Annotated in this window: 26 protein-coding genes and 1 tRNA gene; 14 read left to right on the top strand and 13 right to left on the bottom strand. The window is 25.1% G+C overall.

Annotated elements, in window-relative coordinates; all coding sequences use genetic code 11:
- Positions 1–31 precede the first annotated feature (31 nt).
- The 5 genes from D9T19_RS04725 (at position 32) to D9T19_RS04705 (ending at position 9,038) form a co-directional block, all read left to right on the top strand.
- Complete coding sequence (locus D9T19_RS04725) at positions 32–2,608, top strand: chemotaxis protein CheW (protein ID WP_121627053.1); 2,577 nt, start codon at positions 32–34, stop codon at positions 2,606–2,608.
- A gap of 68 nt (positions 2,609–2,676) precedes the next feature.
- Complete coding sequence (locus D9T19_RS04720; protein ID WP_121627052.1) at positions 2,677–4,446, top strand: YgiQ family radical SAM protein; 1,770 nt, start codon at positions 2,677–2,679, stop codon at positions 4,444–4,446.
- A gap of 129 nt (positions 4,447–4,575) precedes the next feature.
- Positions 4,576–5,160, top strand: coding sequence for an adenylate kinase (locus D9T19_RS04715; protein ID WP_121627051.1), 585 nt, complete (start codon positions 4,576–4,578; stop codon positions 5,158–5,160).
- 30 nt (positions 5,161–5,190) lie between these two features.
- Positions 5,191–5,952 carry a competence/damage-inducible protein A gene (locus D9T19_RS04710; RefSeq protein WP_121627050.1) on the top strand — a complete coding sequence of 254 codons (762 nt, stop codon included), beginning with the start codon at positions 5,191–5,193 and terminating at the stop codon, positions 5,950–5,952.
- A 122-nt stretch (positions 5,953–6,074) separates the two neighbouring features.
- Positions 6,075–9,038: a methyl-accepting chemotaxis protein gene (locus D9T19_RS04705; protein WP_121627049.1), complete on the top strand. Its 2,964-nt coding sequence runs from the start codon at positions 6,075–6,077 to the stop codon at positions 9,036–9,038.
- A 6-nt stretch (positions 9,039–9,044) separates the two neighbouring features.
- On the opposite strand, the gene D9T19_RS04700 is transcribed toward D9T19_RS04705, so the two are convergent.
- Together D9T19_RS04700 and uvrC are read right to left on the bottom strand one after the other, a co-directional pair.
- On the bottom strand, positions 9,045–9,554 hold the full coding sequence (locus tag D9T19_RS04700) for a tetratricopeptide repeat protein (protein WP_121627048.1): 510 nt from the start codon (positions 9,552–9,554) through the stop codon (positions 9,045–9,047).
- Positions 9,555–9,984: 430 nt separating this feature from the next.
- A complete protein-coding gene (uvrC, locus tag D9T19_RS04695; RefSeq protein WP_121627047.1) occupies positions 9,985–11,835 on the bottom strand; it encodes an excinuclease ABC subunit UvrC in 1,851 nt (616 codons plus the stop codon).
- A gap of 100 nt (positions 11,836–11,935) precedes the next feature.
- Between uvrC and D9T19_RS04690 the strand changes: the two genes are divergently transcribed.
- From D9T19_RS04690 to D9T19_RS04680, 3 genes are read left to right on the top strand one after another with little or no spacing between them, the layout of a single operon-like run.
- Positions 11,936–12,178: a type II toxin-antitoxin system CcdA family antitoxin gene (locus D9T19_RS04690; RefSeq protein ID WP_162984542.1), complete on the top strand. Its 243-nt coding sequence runs from the start codon at positions 11,936–11,938 to the stop codon at positions 12,176–12,178.
- Entirely contained in the window at positions 12,178–12,483 is a 306-nt protein-coding gene (locus D9T19_RS04685) for a CcdB family protein (RefSeq protein WP_121627045.1), read from the top strand. The genes D9T19_RS04690 and D9T19_RS04685 overlap by 1 nt, the downstream gene beginning before the upstream one ends.
- 3 nt (positions 12,484–12,486) lie before the next feature.
- Positions 12,487–13,197: an SOS response-associated peptidase gene (locus tag D9T19_RS04680; protein ID WP_121627044.1), complete on the top strand. Its 711-nt coding sequence runs from the start codon at positions 12,487–12,489 to the stop codon at positions 13,195–13,197.
- Here the strand turns inward: D9T19_RS04680 and D9T19_RS04675 are convergent.
- The 4 genes from D9T19_RS04675 to D9T19_RS04660 form a co-directional block, all read right to left on the bottom strand.
- A complete protein-coding gene (locus tag D9T19_RS04675) occupies positions 13,194–13,955 on the bottom strand; it encodes a phosphotransferase (protein ID WP_121627043.1) in 762 nt (253 codons plus the stop codon). The two genes, D9T19_RS04680 and D9T19_RS04675, sit on opposite strands and share 4 nt — an antisense overlap.
- A 15-nt stretch (positions 13,956–13,970) precedes the next feature.
- Complete coding sequence (locus D9T19_RS04670; protein ID WP_121627123.1) at positions 13,971–14,447, bottom strand: glutathione peroxidase; 477 nt, start codon at positions 14,445–14,447, stop codon at positions 13,971–13,973.
- Positions 14,448–14,628: 181 nt separating this feature from the next.
- Positions 14,629–14,705 (bottom strand) — tRNA-Pro (locus D9T19_RS04665).
- Between the two features lie 70 nt (positions 14,706–14,775).
- On the bottom strand, positions 14,776–15,246 hold the full coding sequence (locus D9T19_RS04660) for a hypothetical protein (RefSeq protein ID WP_121627042.1): 471 nt from the start codon (positions 15,244–15,246) through the stop codon (positions 14,776–14,778).
- Between the two features lie 265 nt (positions 15,247–15,511).
- On the opposite strand from D9T19_RS04660, the gene D9T19_RS04655 reads away from it, so the two are divergent.
- Entirely contained in the window at positions 15,512–17,524 is a 2,013-nt protein-coding gene (locus tag D9T19_RS04655; protein WP_121627041.1) for a TonB-dependent receptor domain-containing protein, read from the top strand.
- Between the two features lie 35 nt (positions 17,525–17,559).
- Here D9T19_RS04655 and D9T19_RS04650 read toward each other — a convergent pair whose 3' ends face one another.
- The 3 genes from D9T19_RS04650 to D9T19_RS04640 form a co-directional block, all read right to left on the bottom strand.
- Positions 17,560–18,060, bottom strand: a complete 501-nt coding sequence (locus D9T19_RS04650; RefSeq protein ID WP_121627040.1) for a SprT-like domain-containing protein — start codon at positions 18,058–18,060, stop codon at positions 17,560–17,562.
- Positions 18,061–18,068: 8 nt separating this feature from the next.
- Positions 18,069–18,524: a DnaJ domain-containing protein gene (locus D9T19_RS04645; protein WP_121627039.1), complete on the bottom strand. Its 456-nt coding sequence runs from the start codon at positions 18,522–18,524 to the stop codon at positions 18,069–18,071.
- Positions 18,525–18,658: 134 nt separating this feature from the next.
- Entirely contained in the window at positions 18,659–19,282 is a 624-nt protein-coding gene (locus D9T19_RS04640) for a DsbA family protein (protein ID WP_121627038.1), read from the bottom strand.
- A gap of 122 nt (positions 19,283–19,404) precedes the next feature.
- On the opposite strand from D9T19_RS04640, the gene D9T19_RS04635 reads away from it, so the two are divergent.
- The 4 genes from D9T19_RS04635 to D9T19_RS04620 are packed head-to-tail and all read left to right on the top strand — an operon-like array spanning position 19,405 to position 22,453.
- Positions 19,405–19,671, top strand: coding sequence for a DnaJ domain-containing protein (locus D9T19_RS04635; RefSeq protein ID WP_121627037.1), 267 nt, complete (start codon positions 19,405–19,407; stop codon positions 19,669–19,671).
- A 5-nt stretch (positions 19,672–19,676) separates the two neighbouring features.
- A complete protein-coding gene (locus D9T19_RS04630; protein WP_121627036.1) occupies positions 19,677–21,140 on the top strand; it encodes a DUF4139 domain-containing protein in 1,464 nt (487 codons plus the stop codon).
- 13 nt (positions 21,141–21,153) lie between these two features.
- Positions 21,154–22,011: an ADP-ribosylglycohydrolase family protein gene (locus D9T19_RS04625; RefSeq protein WP_121627035.1), complete on the top strand. Its 858-nt coding sequence runs from the start codon at positions 21,154–21,156 to the stop codon at positions 22,009–22,011.
- Positions 22,012–22,024: 13 nt separating this feature from the next.
- A complete protein-coding gene (locus D9T19_RS04620; protein ID WP_121627034.1) occupies positions 22,025–22,453 on the top strand; it encodes a phosphate-starvation-inducible PsiE family protein in 429 nt (142 codons plus the stop codon).
- 65 nt (positions 22,454–22,518) lie between these two features.
- On the opposite strand, the gene D9T19_RS04615 is transcribed toward D9T19_RS04620, so the two are convergent.
- Positions 22,519–22,773, bottom strand: a complete 255-nt coding sequence (locus tag D9T19_RS04615) for a hypothetical protein (RefSeq protein WP_121627033.1) — start codon at positions 22,771–22,773, stop codon at positions 22,519–22,521.
- A 147-nt stretch (positions 22,774–22,920) separates the two neighbouring features.
- The gene (locus D9T19_RS04610; protein ID WP_121627032.1) at positions 22,921–23,070 is read right to left on the bottom strand and encodes a histone H1; all 150 of its coding nucleotides are present in this window, start codon (positions 23,068–23,070) and stop codon (positions 22,921–22,923) included.
- Positions 23,071–23,235: 165 nt separating this feature from the next.
- On the opposite strand from D9T19_RS04610, the gene D9T19_RS04605 reads away from it, so the two are divergent.
- The gene (locus tag D9T19_RS04605; protein WP_121627031.1) at positions 23,236–24,330 is read left to right on the top strand and encodes a glycoside hydrolase family 3 protein; all 1,095 of its coding nucleotides are present in this window, start codon (positions 23,236–23,238) and stop codon (positions 24,328–24,330) included.
- 40 nt (positions 24,331–24,370) lie between these two features.
- On the opposite strand, the gene D9T19_RS04600 is transcribed toward D9T19_RS04605, so the two are convergent.
- Positions 24,371–25,507 (bottom strand): MFS transporter, encoded by a 1,137-nt coding sequence (locus D9T19_RS04600; RefSeq protein WP_121627030.1) that lies wholly within the window; start codon positions 25,505–25,507, stop codon positions 24,371–24,373.
- 504 nt (positions 25,508–26,011) lie between these two features.
- Positions 26,012–26,797 carry an exodeoxyribonuclease III gene (locus tag D9T19_RS04595; RefSeq protein WP_121627029.1) on the bottom strand — a complete coding sequence of 262 codons (786 nt, stop codon included), beginning with the start codon at positions 26,795–26,797 and terminating at the stop codon, positions 26,012–26,014.
- Between the last annotated feature and the right edge of the window lie 135 nt (positions 26,798–26,932).

Here is a 26,932-nt window from a genome sequence, read left to right as displayed (position 1 = left end):
ACATAAAAATCAATTTATTTGAGGTTAAATTATGGATGTAATAAATTATAAAGGTATAAATGTCAAAAGAAATTTATATCCAATAATTAAATATATAGAAGATATAGATAAATATAGAGAAGAATTAGGACAATTAAGTTCATCATGGGATATTCTTGCACTTTTGGGTAAATTAGGTGATATTAATATTGATATTGGTAAAACTAAAGAAAATTTTTTAAACTTAACATCTACCTTATTAAATCATTTAAGTGAAGAACAAATTAAAAAAGTTAGAAACGAGATGAGTTTTAAGGCCCAAGTTTCTATTGATGTTCTTATACGAAATTTATTTGAACGTACTGCTGATATAGGTTTTTTATCAACTGACGATGATATTAGATTATATATAAATGAATATATTTCAAAATATGATGATAATAGTTTAAAATTAAGAGGGCTTATTCAAAATAGGTTTAAAGAGTATGTTTCTAAATATTCTGTTTATTTCGATATTGTATTATGTAATACAAAAGGAAATATTATAGCCAGATTGGATGAGAATAATAAAGTTGAAAAAATGGATAATAAATTTATTCAAAAAGTTTTAAATACTAGTGATGAATATATTGAAACATATGATTATCATGAATTTATCCCTCAATATAAGAAATCATTAGTTTATTCATATAAAGTTAAAAAAACAAATAATTCTAATGATAACATTGGTGTATTATGTTTATGTTTTAGATTTACTGATGAAATGAAAGGTATTTTTGATAATTTAGTTGATGCTTCAAATAAAGAGTGTATTACTATTTTAGATGAAGAAGGTTTTGTTATTGCTTCTAGTGATAAAGATCATATTCCACTTGAAACAAAATTACCAATAATTATAAATGAAAAATATAAAATAATTTCATATGCAGGTCGAGATTATATTGCGAAAACTTGTCAAACTACAGGTTATCAAGGATTTAATGGTTTAAAATGGTATGGTCATATTATGATACCTTTAGAATATGCTTTTTTAAGTGATTTTTCAAATACTAGTAGCGTAAATGAAAATATAATTGATTCAATGATAAATAATGAACAACATATTTCCAAACAATTAAGTGAGGTATTTGATAAAAGTAAAACAATTCAGGAGAATCTGCAAAGAGTAATTTGGAATGGAAATATTGCTCAAAGTAAATTAAATTCATCAAATAGAGAATTTTCTAAATCTTTATTAAATGAAATTGGTATTTCAGGTAATAAAGCAAACTCTTCTTTATCAAATTTAAATCAAACAATAATGAATTCAATTTTAAAGAATAGTGAATTTTTATCTTCTTTAGCAATTGATATAATGGATAGAAACTTATATGAACGAGCAAATGATTGTAGATGGTGGGCACTTACTTCATATTTTAAAGAGGCATTAGAAGATGAAAGTACTATATTTAGTAAACAAAATGAAATAACTTTAATTCTTAAATATATTAATGAGTTATATACTGTTTATGAAAATCTTTTAATTTTCGATTTAAATGGAAAAGTTATTGCTGTTTCAAATAATAAATATGAACACTTTGTAGGAAAAATATTAACACAAGAATGGATTTCTAAAACACTTACCCTACGAGACACTTCTAAATATTGTGTATCAAAGTTTGAAAAAACACCTTTGTATAATAATGAACCAACTTATATTTACACTGCAGCAATAAGATCACCAAAGAATAATAATATTATTAATGGTGGAATAGCAATTGTTTTTGATTCAAGTCCTCAATTTCGTGAAATGTTAGATGATACTATTCCAAAGAATAATGATGATAAAGATAATAATGGTACTTTTGCAATATTCACGAATAAAGAAAAAATGATTATTTCTTCAACTAATAATAATTTCCCTAATAATACAATGCTAGATATTGATAATGATTTCTTTAAAATTAAAAATGCAGATAACATTAGTAAAATCATTGAATTTAATAATTATTATTATGCTGTAGGAGTAAAGTGCTCAAATGGTTATAGAGAATATAAAAGTGCAATTGATGATTACAAAAATGATATATTGTCTTTTGTATTTATTAAAATTGGTAAAATAAATGACAATATAAATGATAATTTACCTAAAAATAGATTGTTAAATAATGTTAAAGATACATATACAAGTAAAAGTCTAGAATTAGCTACTTTTTATATTGGAAATAAATTCTTAGCAGTAGAAGCAAAAAATGTAGTGGAGTCTATTCCTATTGAAGAATTAGAAGAATCAATTGAAATGGATAAAAAAAATCATTTCAAAGGAATGGTTGTATATAAAGAAAAGTTAATCTCTGTTTTAGATATTAGAGAATTCATTAATGAAAATATTACAGATGAAAGTTTATCAAATATAATTTTACTTGAATATGATAAAGAAAATATTGAACATTGTATTGGTATATTAGTCTCTTCTTTAGAACATGTTTCTTTAGTAGAAGAAAGTTCTATACAGTATATACAGAGTCATTTTTTAGGTACTGGAACATTGGTTGAAAGTTTAGTTGAAATAAATGAATACGAAGAATCGCAAGTTGCAATGATTTTAAATATTAAGAAGATTGACGATAATCTAAGTAAAAGCTTTTGATTATATGAGGGGTTAACACATATTAGGGCACAATACAAAAAAATACAAACTATTATAAAGAAGAAATTATGAGCGCTAATAATAAACCAAATAAATTTTTACCAACAACTAAAGAAGAAATGAAAGAACGTGGTTGGGATGAACTAGATGTTGTCCTAATTACAGGGGATGCATATATTGATTCACCTTTTATGGGAATCGCTGTTGTTGGAAGGATACTTGAAGACATAGGTCTTCGTGTAGGAATTATAGGACAACCAGATGTTAATTCTGATGTTGATATAAAAAGAATGGGTGAACCAAAACTTTTCTGGGGAGTTAGTGGGGGAAGTATTGATTCAATGGTTTCAAATTACACTGCTACTAAAAAGTTTAGAAACTCGGATGATTATACTCCTGGTGGGAAAAATGAGAGAAGACCAGACCGTGCAACTATGGTTTATACTAATATGATTAGAAGATATTTTAAAAATACTGTTCCAATTGTATTAGGTGGAATTGAAGCTTCTTTACGAAGACTTACTCATTATGATTATTGGTCTAATAAATTAAGAAAACCAATTTTATTTGATACTAAAGCTGATTATATGATTTATGGTATGGGTGAGCAAGCCATTATTGATTTAGGAAATACTTTAAGAAATGGTGGAGACCCTAAACATATTAATGGTCTTTGTTATATTTCAAAAGAGCCAGTTGAAGAATATATTCAAATACCTACACATCAAGAGTGTTTAGATGAAAAAGAAAAGTATATTGATTTATTTAAAACTTTTTATGATAATAACGATCCTGTGTATTCAAAAGGTTTATGTCAAGGTGTTGATTCTAGATACTTAATACAAAATCCACCAAGTGATCATATGGATGAAAAACATATGGATAAAATTGCTTCATATCCTTATCAAAGAGATGTCCATCCTTTTGATGGGAAACATGGAAAAGTTAAATGTTTAGAAACTATTAAATTCTCAATTATGACTCATCATGGTTGTTGGGGAGAGTGTAACTTCTGTGCAATTGCTGCTCATCAAGGACGTACGATTAGAACTAGAAGTGAAGAAAATATTTTAAAAGAAGCTAAACATTTTACGACTATTAAAGACTTCAAAGGAATTATTTCTGATGTTGGAGGACCTACTGCTAATATGTATGGTTACGAATGTAAGAAAAAAGAAAAACTTGGAACTTGTGTTGAAAATAAAAGATGTGTTGATGCACATAGATTATGTAGAACAATGAAAGTTGATCATTCACGAAATATAAAATTATTAAAAGATATTAGACAAATTCCAGGAATTAAAAAAGCATTTGTAGCTTCAGGTGTACGATATGATTTAATTACAGCTGATAAAAAGCATGGTTATGATTATTTAAAAGAAATGGTTGACCACCATATTTCTGGACAAATGAAAGTTGCACCAGAGCATACAAGTGATGAAGTTTTACATCATATGGGAAAACCAGGAAAACAAACATTAATTGACTTTAAAAAAATGTATGACACTTTGAATAAAGAATCAGGTAAAAAACAGTTCTTAACATATTATCTGATTGCTGCACATCCTGGTTGTGAAGATAAACATATGCATGACTTAAAACAATTTACAACGCATGAGCTTAAAATGAATCCAGAACAAGCTCAAGTATTTATTCCAACACCTGGAACATATTCAGCTGTTATGTATTATACAGAATTAGATCCATTTACAAAGAAAAAAATCTTTGTTGAAAAAGACCCAAGAAAAAAAGAAAAACAAAAAGAAATTGTTGTTCCAAGAACAAATCATAATGTTGCAAGAGCAAGAAAAATGAGTAGTTCAGGAATGCAAGGTTAATTGTTTAAATATTAAATAAGACTTAATAATAAATATTTGTTACTTTAATCAAACAGATATAAAAGGTCTTTTTTGATAAAATACGGCAATTTAAAAAACAGACTTAAATACACACTAAGGAAAATATAAATGAAAAAACTATTCTTAATTATTGGAGCACCAGGTTCAGGAAAAACTACTGATGCTGAATTAATTGCTGCTAATCACAATACAATTACACACTATTCAACAGGAGATATGTTTAGAGCAGAAGTTGCTAGTGGAAGTGAAAGAGGAGCTTTAATAGATTCTTATGTTTCTAAAGGAAACTTAGTTCCAATTGAAATCGTAATTGAAACAATTGTTGGAGCAATTAAAAATGCACCTACTGATGTTGTTGTAATTGATGGATACCCAAGATCAGGTGAGCAAATGACTGAACTTGATAAATACTTAGAAACAGAACCTGAAGTTACTTTAGTAAGTGTTATTGAAGTTGCAGTATCAAGAGAAACTGCATTCCAAAGAGTATTAGGACGTGCAGCTGATGCGGAAGTTGTTAGAGCTGATGATAATGAAGAAGTATTCTTAAATAGAATGAAATTATTTACAGATCCTTTAGCTGATATTCAAGCATTTTATACAGAAAAAAATCTTTTAAAACAAATTTCTGGTGAAGGTACAATTGAAGCAATTGTTGCAGAAATGGATGCATTTATTCAATCTAAAATTTAATTAATTAAACTCCACAAAGGAAAGATAATAATGAATGATAAAAAAATAAATTTTTACAGTGTTATTATTGGAACTGAATTATTAAATGGGCGTCGTAATGATGCCCATTTTTCTTTTCTAAACAATGAACTTCTTAAACGTGGATGGGAACATAAAGCCTCTTTTGTTATAGAAGATGATACTACACTTATGCATAATATTTTTAATCTTATTAAAGCTGATGAAAACTCTGTAATGTTTTGTTTTGGTGGTATTGGTTCTACCCCTGATGATTATACAAGAGTATCTGCTGCAAAAGCTTTTACAAATAATCAAATGGAATTTAATGAAGTTGCAAAAGAATTGATTATAAATGAATTTAAAGAAGAAGCATATCCTCACAGAATTAATATGGCGTATCTACCAATAAATGCAAAGCTATTAAAAAATGTTGTAAATAATGTACCAGGATTTTATTTAGAAGATAGATTTTTCTTCACACCAGGATTTCCTTCTATGAGTCAATCAATGGTTATTGAAGCGTTAGATAAATATTATTTAAAATCAAAAGCAAAATATAGAGTTACATTAACTGCTTCTTGTAGTGAAAATGATTTGATTGATATAATGTTGAAAATCCCTAAAAATATAGATTTATCATCATTACCTAAAATTATTGATAATAAAAGAAATGTTGTAATTTCACTTGCAAGTTATGATAAAAATGAACTTGATCGTAACTTTGAATTTTTTACAAAATATTTAATTGATAATAAAATAGAATATTTATTAGATGATATAAGTTATAAATAATATTTATCAATATCTTTTTTTAAGTTTTTTAAAAGTTTAGAATTTATTTATAGTTTTATCAAGAAAGAATTATTTTTAAAATATAATGTATATAGAATACTTTTCTAAATATAAGGATAAACATGAATTTTATTAATAATTTGGCAATTAAGAAGAAGTTATTATTACTTATTTCTTTACCATTATTGGGACTGTTAATTTTTTCAATTACTCAAAATATTTCTATTTATAAAGAGATAAAAGAAGCAGATAAGATAGAAATAGGGATTCGTTTTATAAAAACAATTTCAGAATTATTACATGAAACGCAAAAAGAAAGAGGTTATACTGCTGGTTTTATTGGTAGTGGAGGTAAAAATTTTACAAATGACTTACTTACTCAAAGAAAAGATACTAATTCCAAAATAAAACAATTTTTAAATGAAAAAAATAATATGAAGAATTTTTTTCCCTCAGAATCATTAAATCAAAATATTGAACTTATACAAAAAAAATTAGAAAATATTAATATTATTAGAAAAAAAGTAGATAATAGTAAGATAAAAGTATCTAATGCAATTTTATATTATACAAATATTAATTCTTTATTATTAGAAGATGTTGTACTTATTTCAAAATTAACTGATAATGCTCGCTTATCTCAAGAAATTACTGCTTATTCAAATTTCTTACTTTCAAAAGAAAGAGCAGGAATTGAAAGAGCAATTGGAACAAATACATTAAGTAGAGATTCTTTTGCTAAAGGAATGAGAGAAAAACTTGATAAATTAATTTCTGAACAAAATTCATATATGGATTCTTTTAAGTATTATGCTTCAGCTAATTCTATTAAATATTATGAAAACACTGTAAAAGGAAAAGAAGTTGATGAAGTTAATCGAATTAGAAAAACTTTACAAGGTGCTATTCTTAAACAAAAAATAATTGCATCAATTGCTGAGTATATTGGCTATGGTGGAATAATTCATAATTTCAAAAACTTTCTTATTAGAGGTGAAGATATATATAAAAATAGTGTAAAAGAACAATATGTTGAATTAATTAAGCTATTAAATAAGTATAAAAGTACACCTGATTTAAAAGAAGAAGAATTAAGATTAGTAGATATTATTGAAAAAACTTTTACTACGTATCATAATAATTTAGCTATTATTGAAAAAGGTCTATCTTCAAATATGGATATTAGAAGTTTAGATAAAACAATACAAGTAAATGATAGACCAGCAATGGTTGCATTATATAGATTAAGTATTAATTTATTTGGTGATGATGCTACGTATTGGTTCTCTCAAATTACAAAAAAAATTAATTTATTAAAAAAAGTTGATGATTATTTATCTAATGAATTATTAGATAATGTAAGTGAATTAGAATCATCATTATATACAACTTTTATAACAACACTTGTTTTTACAATAATTGCATTATTAATTGTATTTGCAATGGCAACATATATTACTAGAAATATAACATCTTCATTAGATACTTTCAAAAATGGTTTATCTGATTTCTTTAAATATACATTGAGAGAAAAAAAGACTATTACTTTAATGAACATAAAAACCAAAGATGAATTTGGACAAATGTCAGAGGATATTAATAAACAAATTGAGAGAACTTCTAAGTTAATGGAACAAGATAAAATTGTTGTTGCAGAAATTGATGATGTTATTAAAAAAGTTAGAAATGGTTTTTTCTGTTATACTATAAAATCTCATGCAGCAACACAAGAAGTAGAAGTATTAAGAAATAATATTAATGATATGCTAATTGATGTAAAAACTAAATTTGATATGATAAATGAATTACTTGATGCCTATGCTAGTGGTGATTATAAATATTCATTAGTTGAAAAAGATGTAAATGAAATGGGTGGAGATATGGGATCACTTGTTACTTCAACTATACTTTTAGGTTCAAATATTTCACAATTAGTAGCTATGATTTCAAATTCTGGTAATGAATTATCAACATCTACAAATATTTTATCAGATGGTTCTAGAAAACTATCAAATTCTTCAACAAATCAAGCATCTTCAATAGAGGAAACTGCAGCTTCGCTTGAAGAAATCACAGCTACAATTAAATCTAATAATGAGAATATTGTTGTAATGACTTCCTTATCTGATGAGTTAAATAATTCATCTAATACAGGAAAAGAATTAGCTTCATTAACATCTTCTTCTATGGAAGAGATTAATGATAAAGTATCAGCTATTAATGATGCAATTGAAGTAATTGATCAAATAGCTTTTCAAACAAATATTCTTTCATTGAATGCAGCAGTTGAAGCTGCAACTGCAGGTGAAGCAGGAAAAGGATTCTCTGTTGTTGCTGCAGAAGTAAGAAATCTTGCAAATAGATCAGCAGAAGCTGCTAAAGATATTAAAAAACTAGTTGAAGATGCAAGTAGTAAATCTAAACAAGGTAAAGAAATATCTTCAAAAATGATAGATGGTTATACTAAATTAAGTGAAAAAATTATTGAAACTAAAAAAATAATAGATGATGTTTCCTTATCAAGTAAAGAACAAGAAACAGGAATAATACAAATTAATGCAGCTATTAATGATTTAGATAATGTAACTCAAGAAAATGCACAAACTGCATCTTCTATTGATAGCTTATCTTTTAAAGTAAAAGATTTATCAAAAAGGTTATTAGAAATTACTAAAAGTGCTAATATCGATGATAAGATATTGAAACAAGTTTGTGATGTTGAATTAATTAATGATATTGCTAAGTATAAAAATGATCATATTAATTTTAAAGATAATAACTTTAAAAAATTAGATACTTTTGAATCTTGGAATGTTGAAGATTGTCATTCTTGTAACTTAGGTAAGTGGATTGATTCTTGCGAAGATAATTCTAAAATATTTGTAAATACTTTAGCTTGGAATGAATTAAAGTTAGAACATGAAAAAGTGCATAAAAGTGTACAAAATTATATTGATGCAAATGCTAATAGAGAAGATAATAGTATTTTAGCTAACTTATCTATAAATATTGAATCTTCAACAAGAGGTGTATTCAATAACCTTGATAATGTACTTATTGAAAATTGTAAGTTAATAAATAAATAATAGGCCTTATTCTATAGGCTTATTATAATTTCCAATATTCCAACCTTTATCTTTTGGATATTTCTCTAAATTATAATCTTTCCAAACTTTTTTACAAAGTTTATTACCTTTCTTATACTCCTTTTGTGCAAAAATATGTGCTCTTCCAAAATTAGGGAAAACACCTTTTCCACTTGCATACATATAAGCTATATAACAGTTTGCATCATATTCTCTTTGTTTTGAAGCTTCTTTAAAATAATATAAGGCTTTTTCATAGTCCACATCAACAGCAGCACCTACTAAAAAAAATCTTCCAATTAATAATTGTGATTTTGCATGATTTTTATTTACATTATCTACTAAAAGATTATATGCCTTTTTTATATTATATTTTTTTGTCTTTTTTGAAGAGTATAATTTTGCAAGTTGATATGTTTTTTCTAGTTGATTAATATCTGATTGATTATAATTTCTTAAATTTGTTGAATTTAAAAGGTTTGTGAAAATAAATATTGTTAGAATTGATTTTTTCATATGATAATTATTTTAATCTCTTTATTTTAGATTTTTGCATAGTAATATCAGTGATGATTATATCTTAATTATTATTAAGAATTTTACTTATAAATCATAGTGTAAAATTATAAAATTAAAGAAAAATAGATCTTTTGAAAGTTTTTCACATCTTTTTTTCACATCTTTTTTCAAAGCCCATAAAATGGAACTTTAATAGAATTAATCAATTAATAAATTATATGTATGTTTATAATTTATTAAGATATCATTTTAATTTATTTATGTTTAAAAAGACCATTATTAGGGCTTTCTAATAAAAAATAGATAATTATTTATATGAAATATTTTGTATTCACTTTCTTATATAACTTAAAAATATATGATAAGTTATATTTATTATTTAAAAATTTAAATTAATGTGAATAGTATGTGAATAAGTATATAAACTTTAATGTAAATTTTCTTTAAAATAATCAGATATTAAAGTCGCATCTTTTTCATTTAGTACGTCTTTTAAATCTTCAAAACTTGCATTTCTAATTTTTTCAAATTCTCCAAAATATAAAAGAAGTTTTTTAACCTTCGCTTCCCCAATTCCTTTGATTTGTAATAATGAAATTTGCTTATCTTCTTTTCTTTTTTGTTTTTTATGAAAATTTATTACAAATCTATGAGCTTCATCTCTTTGTCTTTGAACAAACTGTAATCTTTGATCACTAGTTTCAAGCTTTAAAGCTCTATATTCACCTTTTTCATCTTTATAGTGAACAATATCTTTTGCTGCACCTTTTGCTCTATGTGCTTTAGCATCTACTTTTTCTTTTGCAATTGCAATAATATCAAGATTTACACCAGTTGAATTAATAATATCGTAGGCTAATTTTAAAAGAGTTGACCCACCATCTAAAATCCAAAGATCAGGTGCTGGATTTTTCTCAAAGCTATCAACTCTTCTCATAAGCATTTCTCTCATTTGTGAGTATTCATCTTTTGATTCAAGATTATAATGTCTAAAGTCTTTTTTATCAAAAGCATTTATTTCTTCATTCCATACAACCATAGCACCTACAGTTGCTTGTCCCATCATATGTGAGTTATCAAACGATTCTACTCTTAAAGGTAGTATTTGAAGATTAAATAGCTTTTGAAGCTCTTTATAAATAGTATTTTGATTTCTTGAAGAATCAATTCTAAGAAGTTCATCACAGTTATTAAGTGCAACTTGAACTAAATTCTTTTTCTTGTCTATTTTTGGATTTACAAGTTTGATTTTTTTCTCAAATTTTGTATATAAAAACTCTTCAATACTCTCTTTGTCTTCTATTTCAATAGCTGTTAAAACTTCTTTTGGAAGTACAGGAATTTCATTGTCATAGTAGTTTACAATTGCTCTTTTATATGCTTCATCCAAATCAATATTTGTTTCATCTTCTAAAAAATTTACTTTTATAAAATCATAAGAAGATGATGTTAATTTTCCATCTCGTATAAACATACGAACGATTACCGCTTTTTGTTTTGCAGCTTTTATTGCAAATACATCTAGGTTTTCATTTGTAGCTAAATCCATTCCAGATTTTATTTGAGATTTTTCTATAGTTTTTATTCTATCTCTTAATTTCATAGCCTCTTCAAATCTAAAGTCTTCTGAATACTCCATCATTTTTTCTTGAAGTTTTGATATTAGCTTTGATTTATTATAGATATAATCAATAGCAGTTTCAACTATCTTTGCGTAATCACCTGTTGATATTTTACCCTCACAAGGTGCATGACATCTTTTTATTTGATGGAAAAGACAAGCTTGCTTGCCTTTGATACAAGATTTTTTTTGAACTAGAGGAACTATTTCATAAATACTATCAAGCATATCTCTTGAACCAGTAGAGTAGGGACCAAAGTATTTGATATTTTTATTTTTATATACTTTTCGTGTAATCTCAAGTCGTGGATAAAGTTCAGAGTAATCAATATAAATATATGGATATGTTTTATCATCTCGAAGTAAAATATTGTATTTTGGTTTTAGTTGTTTTATAAGAGAATTTTCTAAAATCAAAGCATCATGTTCATTTGGTACGACAATCCACTCAATACTAAATGCTTCACTTATCATCTTGTAAATTCTAGGACCTAATTTATCAGCTGGTAATAATTTTGGAGTAAATTTAAAATAAGATTTAACCCTATTTTTCAGTACCTTAGCTTTTCCAATATATAGTAATTTGCCATCTTTATCAAAGTATTGATATACACCAGCATCATTTGGTAATTGTTTGAGTTTTTCTTCTAATTGCATTGGGGCATTTTAGCGAAATTAAGCTTTTACTTGTAAAGATGATTTAAACTGTTTTATTATGTTAAATAAAAAGTATGGTAAAATATGGCAAAGGATTTTTATGACTAGAAAAATGACGATTACTTTAGAGGATACTTTACTTGATGAGTTGGATTCTATGGCTATTTCTTTGGGTAAAAAAAAGAGTCAAATTGTTAGAGAAGCTTTAAACTCTTATTTAAACTTAAATTCAAAAGAAGAGAAAATAAAAAAATGGCAAGAAGAGAATAAAGATGCAATTAAAAATCATAATAAAAGATTAAAAGAACATGGAATTATTTTAGAAGAACATAGGATATTTTAATGGCTCAATTTGATGTTTATAAAAATGAAAATGAAAGAACTAATAAAGAAGTTCCATATTTATTAGATATACAAAACGATATTTTATCTTCTTTAGATACACGTGTTGTTATTCCTTTGGTTTTTTCTTTAGCAAAAGTTGATAAACTTACAAAAGAGTTAAAAATAAAAGATGAAATAGTTTATTTATATACTGATCAAATGGCTACTATTGGACTTTCATTATTAAATGAAAAAATATGTTCTATAAAAGAGCAAGGCGATGAGATTAAAAACTCGATTGATTTTTTAATTTATGGATTTTAACAAATGCCAGGAAGATTAAGTATATACAATGACAAAGCCTTTAAAATTGATGCAAAAGAGTTAATCAAAAATGATATGGTAGGGGAGTTAAATCCTAGATATAATATTCCTCCAACTATTCCTATTCCTGCGCTTTTAAACAATGGGAACTATTTATATACACATTTTGGATACTTGCCTTCTTGGGCGTTTTCAAAGGCTTCTATGAATATAAATGCACGTAGTGAAAGTATTTATGAAAAGAAAACTTTTAGAGATTCTTTTAAATACAGAAGATGTATTATTCCAATAAATGGTTTTTATGAGTGGGCAAAAGAGGATAAAGAAAAAACTCCATATTTAGTAAGTGATATAAAAAATGAATATTTAGCCTTAGCAGGTATTTGGGATGAGTATTTTGATACTGAACTTAATATGAAAATAGTTACAGTTGCTTTGATTACTTGTGATGCAAATGAAAAACTTGGGAAAATACATCATCGAATGCCTGTAGTCTTAGAAAAAAAAGATTTTAGCACTTGGTTAAATTCTTCAGATTTAAGAGAAGTAATAAAGCTCTTTTCTGTATATCCAAATGAAAAAATAAAAATGTATGAAGTTACAAGTGAAGTAAATAAAGTATTATTTAATGAACCTTCATGTATTGATGAGGTGATTAAAATAGATAAAAAAGATGAAGAGATAAAAGAAGTAGGGCAGTTATCTCTTTTTTAGTTTATATTTTGACTTGCAAACCATAAAATCCATAGGTTTTCATAAACTTTTTTATAAGAAGCTAGTTTTTTAATATCTTTATTTTTAAGCTTTTTAAAATATCTTTTTAAAACTTGTTTTTCTTGTTTTTTACTTAATTTAAATTCAAAACAAATATTAGCAATATCAAAAAATCTATCATTTACACGTGCAAATTCCCAATCAATAAATCTAGCTTTATTTTTATAAAATAAAACATTGTTAATATTTAAATCATGGTGAGTATTTACAGCTTCAAACTTGTACTTTTCTAATTTTTTCAACTCTTTAAATGAATTTCTAATTAATTTTTGAGATTTTTTATCTTTCAAAATCTTTTTAAAATTTTCAAAATCTTTTTTTAGTTTATAAGTTTTTTTATTTACTTTTATTTTATGAAGTTTTTTCATAGAATCTACTAGGGCATTTAGTTTATTTTTCTTTAATTTACTTTTATGTTTGCCTTCTAAAAAATCACATATCATTAAAGAGTTTTCTTCATCTAAAATATATGGTTTTGCAGCAATTCCAATTTTATATGCTTTTTTTTGAATTTCAAACTCGTGATGTCTACTTTTTTTATCTTGATGAGTAATTTTAAATACTCTAATTAGATACTGCTTTTTTGAAGTATCTAATTTATAAATAATGTTACAAACACCTTGATTTTCGAGTTTCTCTAACTTTTCTAGTTTTTCATTATCAAATATATTATATTTTTCTAAATCTGTGATTTTCATATTTTCCTTAATATATTAAAGAAGCTTTTTAATATCATCTTCAATATCTTCTGGTTTTGTAGTTGAACCAAATCTATCTACTACTTTTCCATTTTTATCAACTAAAAATTTTGTAAAGTTCCATTTAATACTTTTTGTTCCTAAAACTCCTGAAGCTTCTTTTTTAAGATAAGTGTATAAAGGAATTTCATTTTCACCATTTACATCAACTTTTGAGAACATATCAAAATCAACACCATAAGTTAAGCTACAAAATTCTTGTATTTCTTTATTAGTTCCTGGTTCTTGATTTGAGAATTGATTTGAAGGAAATCCTAAAATCATAAAGTCTTCATTTTTATATTTTTTATATAAGTTTTCCAAACCTTCATATTGACTTGTAAATCCACATTTACTAGCTACATTTACAATTAGTAAAACTTTGTTTTTGTATTTTGACATTGAAACTTCTTTTGAGTTTATATCTTTTACACTAAAATCATAAATTGACATTTTGTTTTCCTTTGATACTGCAAGTTGTATTGTAAGTAGAAATATTACTAAAGTTTTTATATTTAATATATTCATATTTATTTCCTATGTTATTTATTTTAATAAGTGATAATATAGCATAGATAAGATTAATGAAAATTGATATTGTAAGAAGATTAAAATTGATTTTGAATATAGCAAGTGGTCGGAGTGAAAGGACTCGAACCTTCGACCCCCTGGTCCCAAACCAGGTGCGCTACCAGGCTGCGCTACACTCCGTTTTTGCTAGGTCGGAATTGTAGTATTATTTTCTGTATTTGTCAAGAGTATTTGCACTTTTTTTATAAATTTATTTAATTTTAGTTATTTCAATTGAGTTAACAGTTTCAATTAATTTTTCTAATTTGCCATTTTTCATTACAAAATAACCATCACTTTTGATTCTATTCTTTGAGTTATATATAAATTTATAGTTTTTATCAAATTTAACATCTATAAATTTATTTTTTTTAATTTCAATTCGTTCATCTTTTATATCATTTGTTGCAGCTTTTTTTAATATATAAACTATTGCATATTTATCTTTTTTATATTTTGTATTTTCATCATCTTTTTTACCTTTATAATCTTCATTATAAAATACAAATTTATCTCTTCTCAAGAGAAATTTTGCAAGAGTATTTGTTACATTTGCTTCTAAATAATTATCTTTTAATGTGTCAAAGTTATTTATTGTACCTAGTTCTAAACCATGATATTTGATTGTATAACTTGCAAAGGCAAAGTTACTTATAAGTAATATCATTAATAGTAATTTCATATTTATCCTTTATTAAAGACGATATTATAACTAAAAAGTAGAATCATTGTGAAAATTTAAATAACCCCTACTTTAAAACTTATTGCGATGAGGTATTCTTTATATTCTTATAAAGAAAAAATATACAAGATACGATTATAAATTTTAGAATTATTTGATATTAGAAAAACTTATATACAACTAAGTCGCATTTAATAAATAAAACTATATTATTCCACAAATTTTTGCGACTAGGTTGCGTTGAAATTGCAAAAAAAGGAAATAAATGAAATATATAGGTTTATCAATAATATTACCATACTATTTAATAGCACAAAGTGCAATAGTATTAGACGAAATAAAAGTTGAAGGACAGAGTCAAAGACAAACAAATTCTATTACAATTGATTTAGAAAAAGAAGAACAACATCAAGCAAACTCAGTTTTTGATCTTTTAAAAAAAGAAGCATCAGTAGAACTTGGTGGAGGTGGTTCTTCAAATGCAAAAAGAGTTTACGTACGAGGAGTTGAAAGTTCAACTTTAAATATTAGTCTTGATGGAGCTACACAAGGAACAAATATTTTTCAACATAGAGGAAATGAATTAGGAATAAATCCTGATATTTTAAAAGTTCTTAATGTTAAAACAGCTCCTGATGCTTCAAAAGGTGGTGCACTTGGTGGTTCTGTTGAAATGACAACTAAAGATGCACAAGACTTTGTAAAAAATGGAAAAAATACAGGTGGTATTATAAAAGCTGGCTATAGTACAAATACTGATTCAAAAAGTGGAAGTTTAACAGCTTATGGTGTTTATGATAAGCATTATGGAGTTTTAGCATCTGTTTCTGGCGTAAATAATGATAATTATGAAGATGGAAATAACGATGAAATGTTAGCAACTGCATATAAAGATAGAAATTATTTTTTAAAATTTACACTTGATGACCTTAATAATCATGATTTAAAACTCTCTTTTAATCAAAACTCAAATAGTGGCGATATGCAATGGGGGAAAACAGGAAGTGATAAAGGAGTTAACGTAGATCCAGCATTATTAGAAGATGTAGTATCTACAACTACAAGTTATACTGCACAACATAACTATAGCAATGGAAATTTACTTAATCTTGATACAAATATATACTTTACAAATATAGAAGTAGATAGAGAAAAATACGATTATCAATATGATAATGATACAGTAGGAATTAAACTACAAAACCACTTTTATTTAGATACAGAATCATTTAAAAATAAAGTATCTGTAGGTGTTCAAGTAGAAGATGTAGAATCAACTTCAAATGCACCTATTACAAGTATTGCAGCAACTCCTTCTCATTATGAACCAACAAGTTCAAATAATAAAGCAGTATTTATTCAAAATAAAACAACTATAGATAATCTTGATATTAATTATGGAGCACGATTAGATAAGTATGAATTTGAATCAGGTTTAGGAGAAGCTAGTGATACTACAATTTCTCCAAATTTTGGACTTGATTATAAAATAAATGATAACTCAAATGTATATGCGAACTATGGACAATCATCAAGAATGAGTGGAACAATTCCTTTTACATGGGCTATGAATATTAGAGATAATGCTACATATTCAAAAGATTTAGAAGCAGAAAAATCAACTAAATATGAACTTGGATATGAATTAAAAGGTGAAAGTCTTTTTACTAATTCTGATGGTTTTATCTTTAATGCAAATATTTTTAGAACAGAAATTAATGATTTGATTGAATCACATTCAGGACTTACAAATGCAAGTGGTAAATACAGTTACTCTGGTGAAGCTGGATTAGCATTAACTGATATAAAAAATTCTGACTATGAATATGTTTTAAAAGGTTTTGAAATTAAAGGAACATATTTTATAGATAATTATTTTGGATCGCTTTCATATTCTCAAGTTGATACAAATGTTTTTAATGAAGTAGATGCTGGAACATCTGGTGAACCACTTGCAATAAGAAGAGTTGGTGGATGGGATAGTAAAAAAGTTGTATTAAATGTTGGAGCAGAACTTTTAGATGGATTAAGTATGGACTATACTTTAACAGCTGTTGCAGGTATTGATAATGCTGATCAAGTTACAAGAGGTGGATATACAACTCATGATATTAGTACAAAATATAAAGTAGGTAAAAACTGGACATACTATGTAGCTGTAACTAACTTAACAAATAAATACTATGCTCCTCATACAACTTTATCAGGTTCTAGTGATGAAGATTATAGAAGAGATATGGGTAGAGATTTTAAATTTAGTATAAAATATGAATTTTAAAAGAGATAATCTCTTTTAAAATCTTTTATTACTTATTACTTAAATAGATTTGTTTTTTCAATCAAAATATCTTGATGATTAACAAATCTATCACATCTTAAACCTTCTAATTTTTTACAAATATTTTGCCATTTTTTTGAATGACCACTATTTTCATCAGAAAAATCTCGCATTTGAAACATAATTGCATGAGCATATTCATGAGGGATAACATCATTTATCATATAATCTTCATTTTCTTTGAATCTTTTTTTATTTAAATAAATTGTTATTTTAGAATCTTTTGAATAAACTGCCATTCCAAACTTACTTGAATCTAATTCATCTGAAACTATAATAGGAAAAATCTTTTTAATTTTGAAATATTTATAAGTTAAGTATTTTAAAGTTTGATGTTTTTGATATATTTTATTTTGTATTTCTTTTGATAGGGGATTTGTAGAGAATAAATAATTATCATACCAAAGGTATGTAAGTAAAAAACAAGAAAGAATAACAACTATTAAGAAAATTTTTTTAAGTTGTTGAATAAACATATATTTGTTTATTCAACAGTTTTCATTAAGACATCTTTATAATGATTTAAATCTTTCATCATTGAATCATCATTGTCATTAATATCAGGATGATATTTTCGTGCTAGTTCTTTGTATTTCTTTTTTATCTCTTCTTTTGTAGGTGAGTGAGTAAATCCAAAAAAATCTTTTGCTTTTTGTACTTCATCAAATCTTGGGGCATTATTAAAACCATTGAAATTAGAATTATTATAATTTCTAAAATCATTTGAATTAAAATTTGCACCTTGTTTAAATTGAAAATCGAAACCACTTGTTTTCATCTTTTTCTTTAAATTGTAGATAAATATAAACCCAATTACAACAACAATTCCAACAATCATCAAAAATGTCCCAAAGTTAGTAAAAATTAAGTATAAAATAAAAAATAAAATTGATAGTCGAACTATTCTATTAAAAATATATATAACAGTATTATTTAGCATAAAAAGTAAATCCTTTGTATAAATAGTCAGTATTATAGTATTGTTTAGTCTAGAATTAAATTAAATACACTTATATATTTTAATCTTAAGCTATAAATTTTACTATGTTACAAAGATAATCAATTTAATGCATTTTAAAAATATGTATTTTCACTCATATTTTCAATCTGTTTTAACATCGCTTTATAATCACCAAATTGTATATTTATAGGATAAACATCTTTTTTATATTTTAAAACCAATGATGGAAAACTTCTAACATATAAAGAACGTCTAAAGTTTAACTCTTCTTCTAAGTCTTTTTCAATTTTTAAAGAGTTTAAATCTTGCTCAAATTTCTTTTCATCCATTCCAATTTGTTTTGCTAATTGTATTAAAGTAGAAGCATCACTTGGATTTTTTGCTTTTAGATAATAAGCTTCTTGAATAGCTTCAATCATTTCATTTTCTTTTCCAACATAGCGTGCGAGCATTGTAGCTTGGCATGAAAGATAAGTTGAGCGTTTTGGAGTATTTTCTTTCCAAAAATCATGATTAAACTTTGCACCTGTTTTTTCTTCTATTTCATACCAAATATTTTGAATCATTTCTCTTTGATTTTGAGGCATTGGCTCATCTGAATGTGGAGCTAAACCTCCTACGACATTAACTAATTTTATATCATCTTTTAAATGTTTTTGTAATTCATCAAGTGTTGGTTTAAAAGCATAACACCAAGAACACATAGGGTCATGTACATAATAAAGTGTATAAACCATAAAAATCCTTTTTATTAATTTAAATTTTAAATTTTATTTTACAATAATTGCACAATCATAGCATACTATTTTGCTTTAAAAAAAATATTGTAGAATGTTGTTTATAATTAAAGGAATATTTTATGGATTATGAAGAATTTGAAAAAGCTGTTAATACATTAGGTATATTAACACGATTATCGAAAAAAGATTTAAAGAAAAAGTACTTAAAACTTTCAAAAAAATATCATCCAGATATGGAAGAGGGAAGTACACAGAAGTTTTTGGAAATAAAAGAATCATATGATTTATTATGTGAATATATAGATTCTTATTCTTACTCTTTTGAAAAAGAAGAGTTTTTAAAACAGTTTCCATCATTTACAAATTATAAAAATTGGAATAGGTAAAAATAATGAAAAAAATAAATATAGCAATATCATCAATAATTTTAAGTACAGTTGCCTTTGCAAATATAAATGTAAAAAGTCTAGATATTTATAAAAATAAAACATTTATAAATCAGGAATTAAATACAAGTCTAAATAGCGTGGACTTAATCGGAAAAGTTAGATTTGAAGATATTAGGTTTGTAAATAATTCAAATTGCAAAATATCAAATGTATCAGTAATCTCTGAAAATTACTCAAATGATAGTTTATCATCAAAAATCAAAGAGTATAAACAAAAAATCGCTTTTAAAACAAATGAAATAACAAGTGTAAAAAATGTAATAACAAATCTAAGTTCTATAAAGTTTGAAAAAGATGCAGTAAACTTGAAAAATATAAAAGAAGTATCAACATATACACAAAAAGAAATAGAAGCAAATTATAATAAAATCTATAAATTACAAGAAGAACTAACAAGTTTAAACCAAGAATTAGCACAATTAATAAATAAAAAAAATTCAAATGTTTACTCAAAATTAAATTATGATGCAAGTTGTTCAGGAGATTCTAAATTACTAGTTTCTTATCCTACTTTTAATATTTCAAAAAATAGTTTTTATGAAGTAAATTTAGATTCAAAAGAAAAAAACTTAGAAATCAAAAACAAATCATTTATAACACAAAGTTCTGGGAATGATTTTGAAAATATTGATATAAATATGTATACTTACAATTATGCAAATGCAGTTAAACCACAAACTTTCAAAGCAGAATACTTAGATATTCAAGAACCTATTTTAATGAAAAAAGCACAAGCAGATATGGTAACGATGGAAGCTGCTCCTATAAAAATGATGAAAACTAATCTTAGAGTAGCACCAAGTTTTTCATATAATGAAACTACTACAAAAGCTTTTTTCAAAGCTTCGAATATTAGCCTAAAAAGTGGCGTTAAAAATGCTGTAACTTTTTCAAAAGACAAGTATAAAACAAAAAATAAAATAGAAGTAGATGGATATGCAAGTTCAAATGCATTTTATAAAGTAGATTTTAAAAGTGATAAATTATACAGTAGTCAAAATACTAAGTTTTATTTGGATGAGGTTTATGTGGGACAATCTTATATAAATCAAATCAAAAAAGATGAAGAAAGTTCACTTTATTTAGGAATTGATAGTTTTATTGATGTAAAAAAAGATTTAATAAAAGATATGAAAGAAGAACCATTCTTTTCTATGTCAAAAATCAAAACTGAAAAACTATGGAAATATACAATTACAAATAATTCAAATGAAGAAAAAACTATTACTTTAATTGAAAGAATACCTCTTAGTAAACACGAAGATATTAAAGTAAAATTAATTTCCAACATTAACTACACAAAAAAAGAAGATAATGGAAAACTTAGCTATGATATTACTTTAAAACCAAGTTCAAAAACAACACTTGAATTTGGATATATTATAGAAAAACCTTATAAAAAATAAAGGAAATACAAATATGTTTGATAGAAAAAAAATAAAAGAATTAATTTTAACATCTTTAATAGCAGATGCATACTCTCTAGGTGCTCATTGGGTTTATGATGAAAAACAATTAAAAGACCCTTCAATAAATTGGGATGAGTTAAACACTCCTTTATCTGTTTGGCATAAAGGTAAAGTTGCAGGAGAATTTACTCACTATGGTGACCAAACTTATTGGTTATATAAATTCTTAGAAGACAAAGAAACATTTGATGAAAATGAGTATTTAAAGTATTGGCAAGAAAAAATGGCTTCATATAATGGTTATATTGATGGGGCTACAAGAGAAACACTAGAAAATATCAAAAATGATGTGGTTCCAAGCGGTTCAAAGTCTACTGATTTATCAATAATTGGAAGAATTACACCATTATTATTAGTTTCAAAATCAAAAGAAGAGTTTCTTGAAAATGTAGAAAAATTTGTAAAACTTACACATAATTCTACAAAAGCAATAAATGCTTCTAATTTCTTTGCAAAAGTTTTACTTGAATGTTTAGATGGAAAAGATATTGAAGAAACTCTAGTAAGTCTAAAAGAACAAAGTAGTGAAGATATTAAAAATTTTGTAAATAGAGGAATTGCCTCAAAAGATAAAGATACATTTGAAACAATAAGAGAATTTGGTCCAGCTTGTGATATTGATGAAGGATTCTCAGGAATAATTCACCTTCTAAGTAAATATACAAACTTAAAAGATATGTTAATAAACAATGCAAAAGCAGGTGGTGATTCTAGTTCTAGAGCAATGATTGCTTCAGTAATTTTTATGAGTAATAAATCTATTACACAAATACCAAAAAATTGGTTGGCAATAAAAGTAGAGATTTAAAATAAGGAAAAATATGAAATATACAATATTGAATTTTTTTAAAGATAAATTATATATAGAATTATCAATTGCAAGTGTATTATTTTTGATTGCACTTGCTACTAATATGTTAATGGATTTTATTATATATATGCTTTATTTTATAATTTTTTTAGAAATTGTAAGAGCTGTTGTAAACTACATAAGAGAAGAAAGAGTTGCTTTATCTTTACTTGTAGATGCTTTTATAATTCTTGCATTAAGAGAGTTTATTGTAAATGTTGTAAAAGTAAATAAAGAAAATCTAGCAACGATGGCGGATCTTTTTTCAAGTCCTATAAATTTAAATTTATTTGTTTTATCAGGTGTAATTATATTTTTATTAGGGGTGAGATTTTTATCTGTTAGAACTTCTCAAAGATATATGTTTGGTAGAAAAGAAAAACATATAGAAGAAGACTAGCTTAAATTTTAAACTTATAAAATACAAAAGAATTATATAAAATTCTTTTGTATAAGTTAAAAAGACTATTTATTATGATTCTTTTTTAATTTAGATTTTTTCTTAGCTTTTTTCTTTTTTGCTTCTTTTCTTTTTTCAAAAGCTTTTTTATCTTCTTTTTTCGCTTTTCTTTTTTTATTAAGTTTTGTAATCTTTGGTTTTCTTTGTTTTTTTACAACTTCATAGCTTTTTTTCTCAACAGCTGGAGTTGGTATGATTTCAGCTTGAGTTTCTTCTTGAATTTCTTCTAATTCTATTTCTATTTCTTCTTCGTGTGACATTGTGTCTCCTCATATAATAATTGTGTGATTATATCTCTTTTTAGTGATAATTGGTATAAAAGATGATTTTTTTAGAGTTTAAGTTAGGATTTATATAAATTAGTAGGAAAAGTATAAGAGAAAACCCTTATACTTTTTGTGAATTAACTATTTCTTTTTTTTAGAAACTTTTTTGCTTTTTGCTTTTTTAGCAGTTTTCTTAGGAGCTTTTTTAGCTACTTTTTTCTTACTTACTTTTTTGGCAGTTTTTTTAGCTAATTTTTTCTTTGCTTTTAATTCTTTTTCTTTTTTAGACATATTGTCTCCTTTTGTTTATTTGTGAAATACTATCATTTTTTATTTATAATGTCAATAAAATATAGTCTTTTTCTTTAAATTATATATATTTTAGGTTTATTTATTAGACGAATAGTTAGTAATATTTTGTTATACTCCCATAAATTTTAATTTAAAGAAGAAAAAATGATAAAGAAATTTCTGTTATTAAGTTTATTAAGTACTCTACTTTTTTCTGCTAATGACACATATTCAAAACAACAAATCGAAAAGATGATTGCCAAAATGGTTATTTTAGGTTTTAAAGGTGAAAGTATTGATGCTAATTCTAAAATATATCAAGATATAAAAAAATATGATTTAGGTGGAGTTATTCTTTTTGATAAAGACCCAAATAATAAAAAGAAAATAAAAAATATCAAAAACCCAAAACAAGTTCAAAATCTAACAAAACAATTACAAAGTATAAATAAAACTAAACTTTTAATAGCAATAGACCAAGAAGGTGGAATTGTTCAAAGATTAAATACTAAAAATGGTTTTATGTCAATACCAAAAGCAAAAGATGTTTCTACAAAAGATATATCATTTGCAAGAGGTATTTATAGCAACTTAGGAAAAATGCTAAATACAAATGGAATAAATATAGACTTTGCACCAGTAGTTGACCTAAATATCAATCCAGACAATACAGTAATTGTAAAACTAGGGCGTTCATTTGGAAAAGATCCTAAAAAAGTAGTAGAGTATTCTTCTGTATTTATAGATGAATTAAAAAAACAAAATGTAATATCTGTTTTAAAACATTTCCCAGGTCATGGTTCATCTTTAGGTGATTCTCATAAAGGTTTCGTAGATATTTCAAATACTTGGGATAGCGTAGAACTTGAACCATATAAATACTTAATCAAAAACAATCAAGCCCATATGATAATGACAGCACATGTTTTTAATAAGTTTTTAGACCCAATATATCCAGCAACTTTATCAAAAAATATTAATACAAAACTTTTACGAAATAAATTAGGATTTAAAGGCGTTTTAGTAACAGATGACTTACAAATGAGAGCAATCTCAAAGCATTATACATTAGAACAAACAGTAAGCCTAGCTATAAATTCAGGTGTAGATATGCTTTTATTTGCAAACCAATTAGCAAAACCAGTTCAGCTAGAAGAAATAATAAATACAATTTATAAACAAGTAGAAAATAAGCAAATATCAATAGATAGAATAGTTCAAGCAAATAGAAGAATCAATAGCTTGCTTGATAATTATTAGAAAGGGTAAGAATATTGTACTTTTTATTCTTTTGTAGTTTCTAAAAAATTTTCCTTCTATAAAAAATTAATATTAAAACCATACATAATATGATACAAAAAAGATAAAGCACAATATTCCAACCAAATTTTTCATAAATAATTGAAGGAATAAAAGATCCAACTGCTCCACCTAAATAATAGAATGTTAAATACATTCCCGATGTTAAAGACTTTTGTGAGTTTCTTAATGAATTTGCTAGTCCTGTACTAATAGTATGAACGGTAAACATTCCTAAACAAAAAAGAAATATTAAACCAAACATAACCATTACATTAGGAATCGATAAAAATACTGTTATAAATAGAAAAAGACCAAGACCAAATAAAATAGTATTTATTTCATTCTTAAAAAATTTAATAATTCTTTTTGAATTCAAAGAAACAAGAATTCCCATTCCATAACCTAAATATAAAAGTGAAATTTGGAATTCTGAAATATCATTTGAAATCTCTTTTAATCTAAATGGTAATACATTTAATACTCCTGCAAATACAAAGAATACACAAAACATTAAAAGATATATCGTAATAAATCTTTTATCTTTTAAAATTTCAATTACATCATAAAGTTTTGCTTTAACAATAGTAGCTTCTCCTTCATATGTTAATTTATTTATAAAATAAATTGATACCAAAATGGCAAAAGAAAGTGAATAGAAAACATATTGATATGAAAAATTTGTTGCAATAAAACCTGAGAATACTCTTCCAACAAGTCCTCCAAATACTGTTGCTGCAACATAAATAGACATATTAAACTTAATATTTTCTTTATCCATATTTGCCAAAATACTCATTAATGAAGTTAATATGGCAGGAACTACTAAAGCTTCTATAGTTCTAAAAAATATAAAAAACTCATAAGTAGTTGAAAGACCTAAAAAGATATTAGTTACAAATAATATTAATGAAGAATTTATTAACATTTTTTTTGCATTTATTTTTTCTAAAATATATCCATATATGATAGGAGATAATGCAAGAAAAAGCATGATAACTGCTGTAAATTGTGAAGCTTTTGTTATTGATATATCAAATTCTTTTGCAAGTAAAGGCTGTAAGGGCTGGGTAGCATACATTACAGATAAAACAATTATAATACAGTATACTAAAATAAATAAATCAAATTTTTTCATTCTATTCTTTTTAAAATTTTTATAATTTTATTATACATAAAACAAGCATAGTAGATGATGAGATTTAGTTATAAAGTAAAAAAAGATAAAGAAGTATATTTAAATCAGTTATTTATTTGTATAATAATTCAACAGATGTAAGATATGTTTTATTCTAATTTCTGATAAACTTAATCTAATAAATATAATTTATTAGATTATTATTAATTGGAATCTGATTATAATACGTTTATCAATTCATAGGTTATTAAAATGCAAATAAAGATAATCATGAAGAAGTAAAATTCTTACATAAAATGATTTTGGAGGCTATATTGCTTCAAGATAAAAAAGTTGCTCTCCAAGCTGTAGATAATTTAATTATATATTTAGAAAAATTTATTAGAAGTCATTCTCTACAGATGGATAGTTAATATAATCTTTATTATTATAATAACTATTATTAATAATCGAAATAATATATAAGTATGATTTATTATAAATTATACTTATATATAAAAAGTTTTACAACTCTATTTCTAAACCAATAGGGCAGTGATCACTTCCCATAACTTCATTTAGAATATATGCATCTTTGATATTGTCTTTTAAATCATCACTTACATAAAAGTAGTCAATTCTCCAGCCAACATTGTTTGCTCTTGCATTTGCTCTATAAGACCACCATGAATAATGCTCAGGTTCATCGCCAATCACGTGTCTTAAAGTATCAATATATCCATGAGCTAAGAATTTATCCATCCATTCTCTCTCCATTGGTAAGAACCCCGATGTTTTTTCATTTGCTTTTGGTCGTGCTAAATCTATTGCTTTATGTGCTGTATTTACATCACCACAAACAATGATTGATTTGCCTTGTTTTTTTAGCTCTTCACAATGATTTAAAAATCTATCGTAAAATTCCATTTTATAAGTCAGCCTTTCTTCTTTACTTTGTCCATTTGGAAAATATACATTGAAAAATGCAATATCTTTATCTCCTAAAGTAAAGTGAACTTCGTTTATTCTTCCTTCATCTAGAACATCAACGCTTGGACAAGTACAAGTACAAGTTGTCTCAATATCTGTAAAAAGTGCTGTTCCACTTCGTCCTTTTATTGCTGATTGTGAACCAAAAAGAGTTTTATAATCTTTTTCAAAAATCGTTTCAGGAATTTGCTCTACTTGTGATTTTGTTTCTTGAACTCCAAGTAAATCAACGTTTGCTTCATCAATCCATTTTAATGCTTCTTTTTTATCAACTGCTCTAATTCCGTTTACATTCCATGATATAAATTTGTATGTTTTCATTTTAAACCTTATAATATTTAAATTCTATAGTATTTGAATTTTTGTATTATATCTAAGATGTTTTTATTTAAACTTTATTATAAAATCTTGATGCATATCAATAAATAGCTATTTTTATTCTGTTATAATTCTGAA

Origin of the sequence: Poseidonibacter antarcticus, from assembly GCF_003667345.1 — a bacterium.
GTDB lineage: Bacteria > Campylobacterota > Campylobacteria > Campylobacterales > Arcobacteraceae > Poseidonibacter > Poseidonibacter antarcticus.
The sequence above is the reverse complement of the archived record's forward strand: the minus strand, read 5'-3'. Positions and strand labels throughout refer to the sequence as shown.

Coding starts and splice junctions, on each gene's coding strand:
- D9T19_RS04725 (WP_121627053.1), top strand. CDS start 32: ATGGATGTAATAAATTATAAAGGTATAAATGTCAAAAGAAATTTATAT.
- D9T19_RS04720 (WP_121627052.1), top strand. CDS start 2,677: ATGAGCGCTAATAATAAACCAAATAAATTTTTACCAACAACTAAAGAA.
- D9T19_RS04715 (WP_121627051.1), top strand. CDS start 4,576: ATGAAAAAACTATTCTTAATTATTGGAGCACCAGGTTCAGGAAAAACT.
- D9T19_RS04710 (WP_121627050.1), top strand. CDS start 5,191: ATGAATGATAAAAAAATAAATTTTTACAGTGTTATTATTGGAACTGAA.
- D9T19_RS04705 (WP_121627049.1), top strand. CDS start 6,075: ATGAATTTTATTAATAATTTGGCAATTAAGAAGAAGTTATTATTACTT.
- D9T19_RS04700 (WP_121627048.1), bottom strand. CDS start 9,554: ATGAAAAAATCAATTCTAACAATATTTATTTTCACAAACCTTTTAAAT.
- uvrC (WP_121627047.1), bottom strand. CDS start 11,835: ATGCAATTAGAAGAAAAACTCAAACAATTACCAAATGATGCTGGTGTA.
- D9T19_RS04690 (WP_162984542.1), top strand. CDS start 11,936: ATGACTAGAAAAATGACGATTACTTTAGAGGATACTTTACTTGATGAG.
- D9T19_RS04685 (WP_121627045.1), top strand. CDS start 12,178: ATGGCTCAATTTGATGTTTATAAAAATGAAAATGAAAGAACTAATAAA.
- D9T19_RS04680 (WP_121627044.1), top strand. CDS start 12,487: ATGCCAGGAAGATTAAGTATATACAATGACAAAGCCTTTAAAATTGAT.
- D9T19_RS04675 (WP_121627043.1), bottom strand. CDS start 13,955: ATGAAAATCACAGATTTAGAAAAATATAATATATTTGATAATGAAAAA.
- D9T19_RS04670 (WP_121627123.1), bottom strand. CDS start 14,447: ATGTCAATTTATGATTTTAGTGTAAAAGATATAAACTCAAAAGAAGTT.
- D9T19_RS04660 (WP_121627042.1), bottom strand. CDS start 15,246: ATGAAATTACTATTAATGATATTACTTATAAGTAACTTTGCCTTTGCA.
- D9T19_RS04655 (WP_121627041.1), top strand. CDS start 15,512: ATGAAATATATAGGTTTATCAATAATATTACCATACTATTTAATAGCA.
- D9T19_RS04650 (WP_121627040.1), bottom strand. CDS start 18,060: ATGTTTATTCAACAACTTAAAAAAATTTTCTTAATAGTTGTTATTCTT.
- D9T19_RS04645 (WP_121627039.1), bottom strand. CDS start 18,524: ATGCTAAATAATACTGTTATATATATTTTTAATAGAATAGTTCGACTA.
- D9T19_RS04640 (WP_121627038.1), bottom strand. CDS start 19,282: ATGGTTTATACACTTTATTATGTACATGACCCTATGTGTTCTTGGTGT.
- D9T19_RS04635 (WP_121627037.1), top strand. CDS start 19,405: ATGGATTATGAAGAATTTGAAAAAGCTGTTAATACATTAGGTATATTA.
- D9T19_RS04630 (WP_121627036.1), top strand. CDS start 19,677: ATGAAAAAAATAAATATAGCAATATCATCAATAATTTTAAGTACAGTT.
- D9T19_RS04625 (WP_121627035.1), top strand. CDS start 21,154: ATGTTTGATAGAAAAAAAATAAAAGAATTAATTTTAACATCTTTAATA.
- D9T19_RS04620 (WP_121627034.1), top strand. CDS start 22,025: ATGAAATATACAATATTGAATTTTTTTAAAGATAAATTATATATAGAA.
- D9T19_RS04615 (WP_121627033.1), bottom strand. CDS start 22,773: ATGTCACACGAAGAAGAAATAGAAATAGAATTAGAAGAAATTCAAGAA.
- D9T19_RS04610 (WP_121627032.1), bottom strand. CDS start 23,070: ATGTCTAAAAAAGAAAAAGAATTAAAAGCAAAGAAAAAATTAGCTAAA.
- D9T19_RS04605 (WP_121627031.1), top strand. CDS start 23,236: ATGATAAAGAAATTTCTGTTATTAAGTTTATTAAGTACTCTACTTTTT.
- D9T19_RS04600 (WP_121627030.1), bottom strand. CDS start 25,507: ATGAAAAAATTTGATTTATTTATTTTAGTATACTGTATTATAATTGTT.
- D9T19_RS04595 (WP_121627029.1), bottom strand. CDS start 26,797: ATGAAAACATACAAATTTATATCATGGAATGTAAACGGAATTAGAGCA.